This is a genomic window from Vibrio sp. V10_P2A27P122 (assembly GCF_963874335.1).
Lineage (GTDB): Bacteria > Pseudomonadota > Gammaproteobacteria > Enterobacterales > Vibrionaceae > Vibrio > Vibrio anguillarum.
On sequence record NZ_CAWNHY010000074.1, the window covers coordinates 1 to 7,020 of the forward strand.

Annotated in this window: 6 protein-coding genes; 5 read left to right on the plus strand and 1 reads right to left on the minus strand. The window is 46.5% G+C overall.

The window, feature by feature from the left end; genetic code table 11:
* Nucleotides 1–219: 219 nt before the first annotated feature.
* Nucleotides 220–1,353: a catabolite repressor/activator gene (cra, locus tag AACQ17_RS04120; protein WP_170935193.1), complete on the minus strand. Its 1,134-nt coding sequence runs from the start codon at nt 1,351–1,353 to the stop codon at nt 220–222.
* Between the two features lie 227 nt (nt 1,354–1,580).
* On the opposite strand from cra, the gene fruB reads away from it, so the two are divergent.
* The 5 genes from fruB to AACQ17_RS04145 all read left to right on the plus strand — a co-directional run bounded on the left by fruB (nt 1,581) and on the right by AACQ17_RS04145 (nt 6,707).
* A complete protein-coding gene (fruB, locus tag AACQ17_RS04125) occupies nt 1,581–2,723 on the plus strand; it encodes a fused PTS fructose transporter subunit IIA/HPr protein (protein ID WP_094148027.1) in 1,143 nt (380 codons plus the stop codon).
* Between the two features lie 10 nt (nt 2,724–2,733).
* The gene (pfkB, locus tag AACQ17_RS04130; RefSeq protein WP_017050019.1) at nt 2,734–3,687 is read left to right on the plus strand and encodes a 1-phosphofructokinase; all 954 of its coding nucleotides are present in this window, start codon (nt 2,734–2,736) and stop codon (nt 3,685–3,687) included.
* Between the two features lie 18 nt (nt 3,688–3,705).
* Nucleotides 3,706–5,448, plus strand: a complete 1,743-nt coding sequence (gene fruA, locus AACQ17_RS04135) for a PTS fructose transporter subunit IIBC (protein ID WP_094148025.1) — start codon at nt 3,706–3,708, stop codon at nt 5,446–5,448.
* Nucleotides 5,449–5,589: 141 nt separating this feature from the next.
* Nucleotides 5,590–5,967 (plus strand): hypothetical protein, encoded by a 378-nt coding sequence (locus AACQ17_RS04140; RefSeq protein ID WP_339366198.1) that lies wholly within the window; start codon nt 5,590–5,592, stop codon nt 5,965–5,967.
* 53 nt (nt 5,968–6,020) lie between these two features.
* Nucleotides 6,021–6,707, plus strand: coding sequence for a DedA family protein (locus AACQ17_RS04145; RefSeq protein ID WP_026027215.1), 687 nt, complete (start codon nt 6,021–6,023; stop codon nt 6,705–6,707).
* The last annotated feature ends 313 nt before the right edge of the window (nt 6,708–7,020 follow it).

Sequence of the window (7,020 nt, forward strand, 5' to 3'; positions counted from 1 at the left end):
TTTAACTAAATAGAATATAAATCGACCAAAATCACAAAATAATTTTACTAGCTTATTTGTCCATGGAGTTAGCAATATGCTTCATGTTATTGGAATGTTAACGAAGATTGTTTGCGATAAATGCAGGCTTTATTACGTAATTCGATAGAACCGAAGCAATAAAGCCTTAAGCAGTTATCGCTGTTGCAGTGCGATAAGCATCAAATAAGTTATGTTTGGCTAATGCGTCTCACGAACTTTCAGTTTACGAGGCACCAATTCGATCCCAGCTTGATAACGTTTTGCCGAAGCGTTGAGTGCTAACGCGAGTGCGCTGTCGGCAATCAATTCAAACTGCTGCGGCAACGAGTTGATTTTAATCGGCAAGAAATCAAGTAAACGATTATCACCAAATGTCGATAACTTCACACGATTCATCAAGCTTGGGTTTTCAAACAATACATCTAAAATCCCTTCAAGCAGAGTGTAAGAAGTCGCGACGATCGCATCTGGCATACTGTTATTGGCGATCCAATCATTCACCACTCGTTTGCCCTCTTCTCGATTAAAGTGCGCGCCATAACCGATAACACTGTGCACAGTTTTCGCTCTTAACGCGGCTTCAAAACCCAACTGGCGCTCTTGCGAAATATTAAGCTCTGGTAATGCACCGACCAAACCAACGGTTTTAATCTCCGGCGTTAATAGAGAGTGAGTCAATTCAAACGCGGCGTTGAAATCTTCACTGATCACACAGGCGAAAAATTCATCATCTAACGGACGGTCAATCGCAATAACCGGAGTGCCTGAATGTTGCAACTTGAGATAAAACTCACTGGCGTGAGGAATCGCGCTGGCGACAAATAGCGCATCGATGCGGCGTGAGACCAAGGCATCCACCACCGACATCTCGGTATGCGGGTCATCGTCCGAACAGGCGATGAGAATTTGGTAACCCGCTTGGCGAGAGTTCTGTTCTAACAATTTAGCAAGACGCGCGTAACTGGTGTTCTCAAGATCAGGGATGATGAGCCCAAAAGAACGGCTATTTCCTGCTCGCAAAGCAGAAGCGGCGTGATCGGGACGGTAATTATGAGCATCCACCACGGCCATCACTTTCTGCTGGGTTTTTTCACTAATGCGGTACTTCTGCGCTTTGCCATTGATTACATAACTGGCGGTGGTTTTAGAGACTCCCGCTAACTTCGCTATCTCATCTAGTGTCATATCAACCACTCTTGTTCTGTGCGTCGGATCATAGAACTCATTTTTTGATCCTTGATGAAGTTGAATTATACGCTGAATCGATTCAGTATAAAAGCTGAAAGGATTCAGCAAAATTACAAAATGATAACTAAGGCTACATTTGACCATCACTTCATCAATGTAAAGATGACCAAATGTGAGTGTTATAAAAAAATGAGCAGTGTGAGTAATAAATTGAACAGCGCCATTTTTCGTCAAAAATAGGTTTGCTGAATTTTTTTGGGAAAAAAGCTGAAACGATTCAGCTTGAATAAGTCATATTAATAAACTATCACTTAGGTGAAATCTATACTTCAAAGTGATAACGAATTAAGCCGTAAGGCAAAGAGGCCAAAATGCTGCAACTCAATTCCAACAATATTACTTTGGGCCAATCACCCACGAACAAGCAAGAGGCGATTCGAGCTATCGCAGCTGATCTAACCAACAAAGGGTTCGTCGAAGCAGGTTATGTCGATGGCATGCTTAACCGTGAAGCTCAGAATTCGACCTTTCTTGGTAATGGTATCGCGATCCCACACGGTACAACCGATACACGTAAACTGGTTAAGCAAACGGGTATTGCTGTTCACCACTTCCCCAACGGCGTTGACTGGGGTAACGACGCAACCGTTTATGTCGCGATTGGTATTGCAGCGAAATCCGATGAACATTTGGGCATTCTGAAGCAACTGACGCAAGTGTTGTCCGCCGATGGCGTTGAAGAGAAACTGAAACAAGCGTCCAGTGCCAATGATGTCATTGCACTCCTCAATGGCGAAGTGCAATTTGAGCCTGATTTTGATGCTTCGTTGATCCAACTGCTTTTCCCTGCCAGTGATATGGTACAGATGAGCGCCGTCGCTGGCGGTTTGCTACGCAATACCGGCTGTGCTGACAATGAATTTGTTGCCGAACTGGTCACGAAAGAGCCAACCCACCTAGGCAAGGGATTGTGGTTAATCAGCAGTGACAAAGCGGTCAAACGCACGGGCATTTCGTTTGTGTCAACCGCCAATGCGTGTGAATACAATCAACTCAACGTCAAAGCCTTGATCGCGATTGCCGCTTGTAATAATGCCCACCAAAACATTCTGGATAAGCTCACGCAGCTTGTGCTTCAGCAGCAGCAAGAAACCTTACTCAATGCGAATGCTGCCCAATTATTGGCTTTCTTCAGAAATGACAATGAACAAGCTCCGGCAAAAGATGAGAGCGCAGCAAGCAAGGTTGCGGTATTCAAAATCAAAAACGCACATGGTCTGCACGCTCGTCCAGGAGCGATGTTGGTGGCCGAAGCGAAGAAATTTGAAGCCAATATCAAAGTGTCTAACTTAGATGGCGACGGAAAAACAGCCAACGCGAAAAGCCTGATGAAAGTCATTGCGCTGGGCGTAAAACATGGCCACCAGCTTCAGTTTTCAGCTGAGGGGCCAGACGCCGAGCAAGCATTAGAATCGATCGGTAAAGCGATTGCTTCTGGTCTAGGTGAAGGGTGAGGATTAAGTCATGACAAATAAAGTCGTCACTATCACGCTCAACCCAGCGCTTGATTTAACAGGTAGCTTGGATGTGCTGAATGTTGGCTCAGTGAGCCTAGTCAAACAAGGTTCACTTCACGCCGCAGGTAAAGGGGTTAATGTTGCGAAAGTACTGAGCGATCTCGGTGCAAAGGTGACTGTGACCGGATTTCTTGGCCGTGATAACCAAGAGTTGTTCTGTCAGCTATTTGATCAAATGGCCGCAATTGATGAGTTTGTTCGTGTTGATGGTGCAACCCGTATTAACGTGAAATTGGTGGAGAAATCGGGCGAAGTGAGCGACATCAATTTCCCCGGAGTTGAAGTGACGCCGCTTGCCATTGAGCAGTTCGAACGCACTCTCGAGAGATTAGCCGCTGATCACGACTATTTTGTGCTCGCTGGTAGCTTGCCACAGGGCATCTCCCCAGCATTATGTGCTTCGTGGATCGAAAAACTGCACTTCATGGGTAAAAAAGTGCTGTTTGATAGTAGTCGTGATGCCCTCAAAGCGGGTCTTGACGCAAAGCCTTGGTTGATTAAACCAAACGATGAAGAGCTTTCTCAATTTGTGGGGCGTGAACTACACACTCCTGAGCAATGCCAAGCTGCCGCCGCGCAACTGGCCGAAAAAGGCATTGAAAATATCGTGGTGTCGATGGGAGCAAATGGCGTGATGTGGTTGAACCAACATCAATGGCTTCATGCAAAACCACCACGTATGCAGGTCGTTAGCACTGTTGGCGCAGGCGATACTTTAGTCGCGGGCCTTTGCTGGGGACACATGCAGCAGATGGAAAAAACAGAACTGCTTACTTTTGCCACTGCCCTCTCTGCGTTAGCTGTTACGCAAGTCGGCGTGGGTATGTCAAACCGAAAACAACTCGAAACCCTACAACAACAAATCCAATTACAACCCGTTAGCTTAAGCGCTAACTCATAAGGACAGAAGGTCGTAACTATGAAGATTGCTATTATTACCGCATGCCCCAGTGGCGTTGCAAACAGCATCATTGCTGCCGGGCTGCTTGAACAAGCGGCAAAATCGCTCAATTGGACCGCTGTGGTTGAATGTCATTCCAGCATCATTCAAGGCCATACGCTCTCTAGCAGTGAAATCGACAACGCAGATGTGGTGGTTATTGCTCGTAATACACCAATAGATACCACCCGCTTTATCGGCAAAAAAGTGTACCAAAGTGACATTTCAGCCTGCACGTCTGATCCCGTTGCTTTTTTAAACAGCGCGATAAGTGCAGCGACTATCCTAACTGAGCAAGAGGCAAAAACGGTGTCTGCGCCAGTCGTAACGCAAGCTGCTAAAAAAATCGTGGCTATCACCGCTTGTCCAACGGGTGTTGCACACACCTTTATGGCGGCAGAAGCGCTAGAAAACCATGCAAAACGCCTTGGCCACCAGATCAAAGTAGAGACACGTGGTTCTGTGGGCGCGAAAAACCAACTCACGGCACAAGAGATTGCTGATGCGGATTTGGTGATCATTGCGGCCGATATCGAAGTGCCACTCGATCGTTTCAACGGCAAAAAACTGTACAAAACCAGTACTGGCCTTACACTGAAAAAAACCGAGCAAGAGATCACCAACGCGTTTAACCAAGCGTCTATTTATACGCAATCGTCAGCGTCTAATAATAATCAAACCGAAGAGAAAAAAGGGGTGTACAAGCACCTGATGACTGGGGTATCTCACATGCTTCCTGTCGTAGTCGCGGGTGGTTTGATCATCGCACTCTCTTTTGTGTTTGGTATTGAAGCGTTTAAAGAGCAAGGCACATTGGCGGCAGCGCTGATGACCATTGGTGGCGGTTCAGCCTTTGCATTAATGATCCCTGTCATGGCGGGTTTTATTGCGTTCTCGATTGCTGACCGTCCGGGGCTTGCTCCTGGTTTGATTGGCGGGATGTTGGCAAGCTCTACCGGAGCCGGTTTTCTTGGCGGTATTGTGGCCGGTTTCATTGCAGGTTACGCCGCTAAATTCATTGCAGATAAAGTCTCCTTACCTCAATCGATGGAAGCGCTAAAACCAATCCTCATCATTCCATTTGTGGCGAGTCTCTTTACTGGCTTGGTGATGATTTACATCGTCGGTGGCCCTGTATCGAGCATCATGGCTGCAATGACTGAGTTCTTAAACAACATGGGCTCAGCCAACGCCGTACTTCTGGGTGTAATCCTAGGCGCGATGATGTGCTTTGACTTAGGTGGGCCGATTAATAAAGCAGCGTATACCTTTGGTGTTGGTCTACTTGCTTCGCAAACTTACGCACCAATGGCCGCTATTATGGCTGCGGGTATGGTGCCAGCGTTAGGTATGGGCCTTGCGACTTTCCTTGCCAGAGACAAATTCGAAGCCGGTGAACGTGAAGCGGGTAAAGCCTCATTTGTACTAGGTTTATGCTTTATCTCTGAAGGGGCAATCCCATTTGCAGCGAAAGATCCAATGCGCGTTATCCCAGCTTGTATGGCAGGCGGCGCGTTAACGGGTGCACTGTCTATGCTGTTTGGCGCGAAATTAATGGCTCCGCACGGCGGCTTATTTGTCCTACTGATCCCAAATGCGATTACACCTGTACTGATGTACCTAATCGCGATTGCGGCTGGTACGGCGGTGACTGGCTTTGGTTACGCCTTCCTTAAAAACCGCGCAAAAGCGAGCGAGAGCTCAGCCGCAGCAGCAATATAATTTGCATCATTAATATTTAACTATCATGAGTGAGCAGCAGCGCTGCTCACTTTTTCACGCTTTTCCAGGGCTAAAATTCCTTTACACGCACCGCTGACACGCCGCATACTCACCCTCAGTTTAAGTAGCCTCGCGATAGTTATGATCCAATCATTGATGTTTGCCTTCTTGTTTAGCTTATTGAGCCTGTTCTCCTCGCTCAACCTCAATGCTACACAAAGCTTTTCGGCGAGTGAGTCTACGACAATCCAGCATGTTCATTTTTCCAGTCATCCATTTTTTGTTGATCGTGATGCAGCAATATTAACCACAAGGCATGAAACGCCACGAGTCAGTGGGCTTCGGTTAATCTCAGATAACGACGAAGAGACGAGCGCAGAAACTACCCTACTTTTTTACACTCTCAGTACCACTGCGTTTGTCGTCATTTGTTCTCTGTATATAGGTCAATCAACTCACGTTTTTGTGCGTAAAGCACTGCAATTTTCCAACCTGTATTCACGCTTCGCCCACGCTTAACACCTTTTTCAATCGGACCAATTATTACTATTTACTGATTGAGGAAGCTTGTTATGAATACTTTTTTGTCTATTTTTTCTGCCTTATGGCATCAAGATCTGTTTGCGCTACAACAGGTCGATCTGTCGTTACTTTACCTCTGCATTGGGTTACTTATCTTCGTTGAAAGTGCATTTATTCCAGCAGCGCCGCTGCCTTGCGATAGTGTGATTGTACTGTGCGGTAGCCTTGCGGCCGTTGGGGTACTCAACCTTTATGCCATTATTGGCGTGCTGGTTTTTGCTGGTTGGCTGGGCAGTGCGATCGCCTTTTATCAAGGCCACCAACTTAAAGAGTGGCGATTAGTCTCAACTTGGCTCAACAAAGTCTCAGAAAAACAGTGGCGCACTACCGATAACTTGATCCAAAGGTATGGGCTACTGGCCATGTTCATGGGGCGCTTTCTGCCGGTAGTTCGTTCTTTGCTGCCTATGGTAATGGGGCTGCGTAATGCAGTAACACCAACACGCTTCCTGCTCGTCTCACCACTGAGCGCGCTGGCGTGGATTCTGTTTTTGGTCGGCTCAGGCTTAGGTATTTCTCTTTTGCCCGATAAGCTTGCCAAAATAGCCAATCATGCGTTGATATTAGCACCACTGATGACACTGTTGATCGCTATCTCAACGGTACTAGTGGGTTGGTTAATGCGTAAACGTTCACTGCAAAAAGCCCCTCGTATCAGTGAAGAAAGCCAATTATAGCGGCCTTACGCCACGGTTCAAATGGCCGTGGCGTTCGTAATCGAATGAGCATAGCAGCGAGCCACGCTGACAATAGATAAAAAAAGGGCTCAAAAGAGCCCTAAAACAGAATAATTAATTATAAATGTAAAAAGCTTGCGCTCCTTACAAAACGGCTAAAGATGTGTGTATTTGTTACGTGCTCTCTAATCCAATATCTCGCAAAACATCCCACTAACATTTCACGCTGGCTCTGCCTGAGTACTTAACCGATATTGAGTCTAACAAGCGCTTCGTATAGATGCTGTATGGATAGCAAGGCTCGATATAAAGA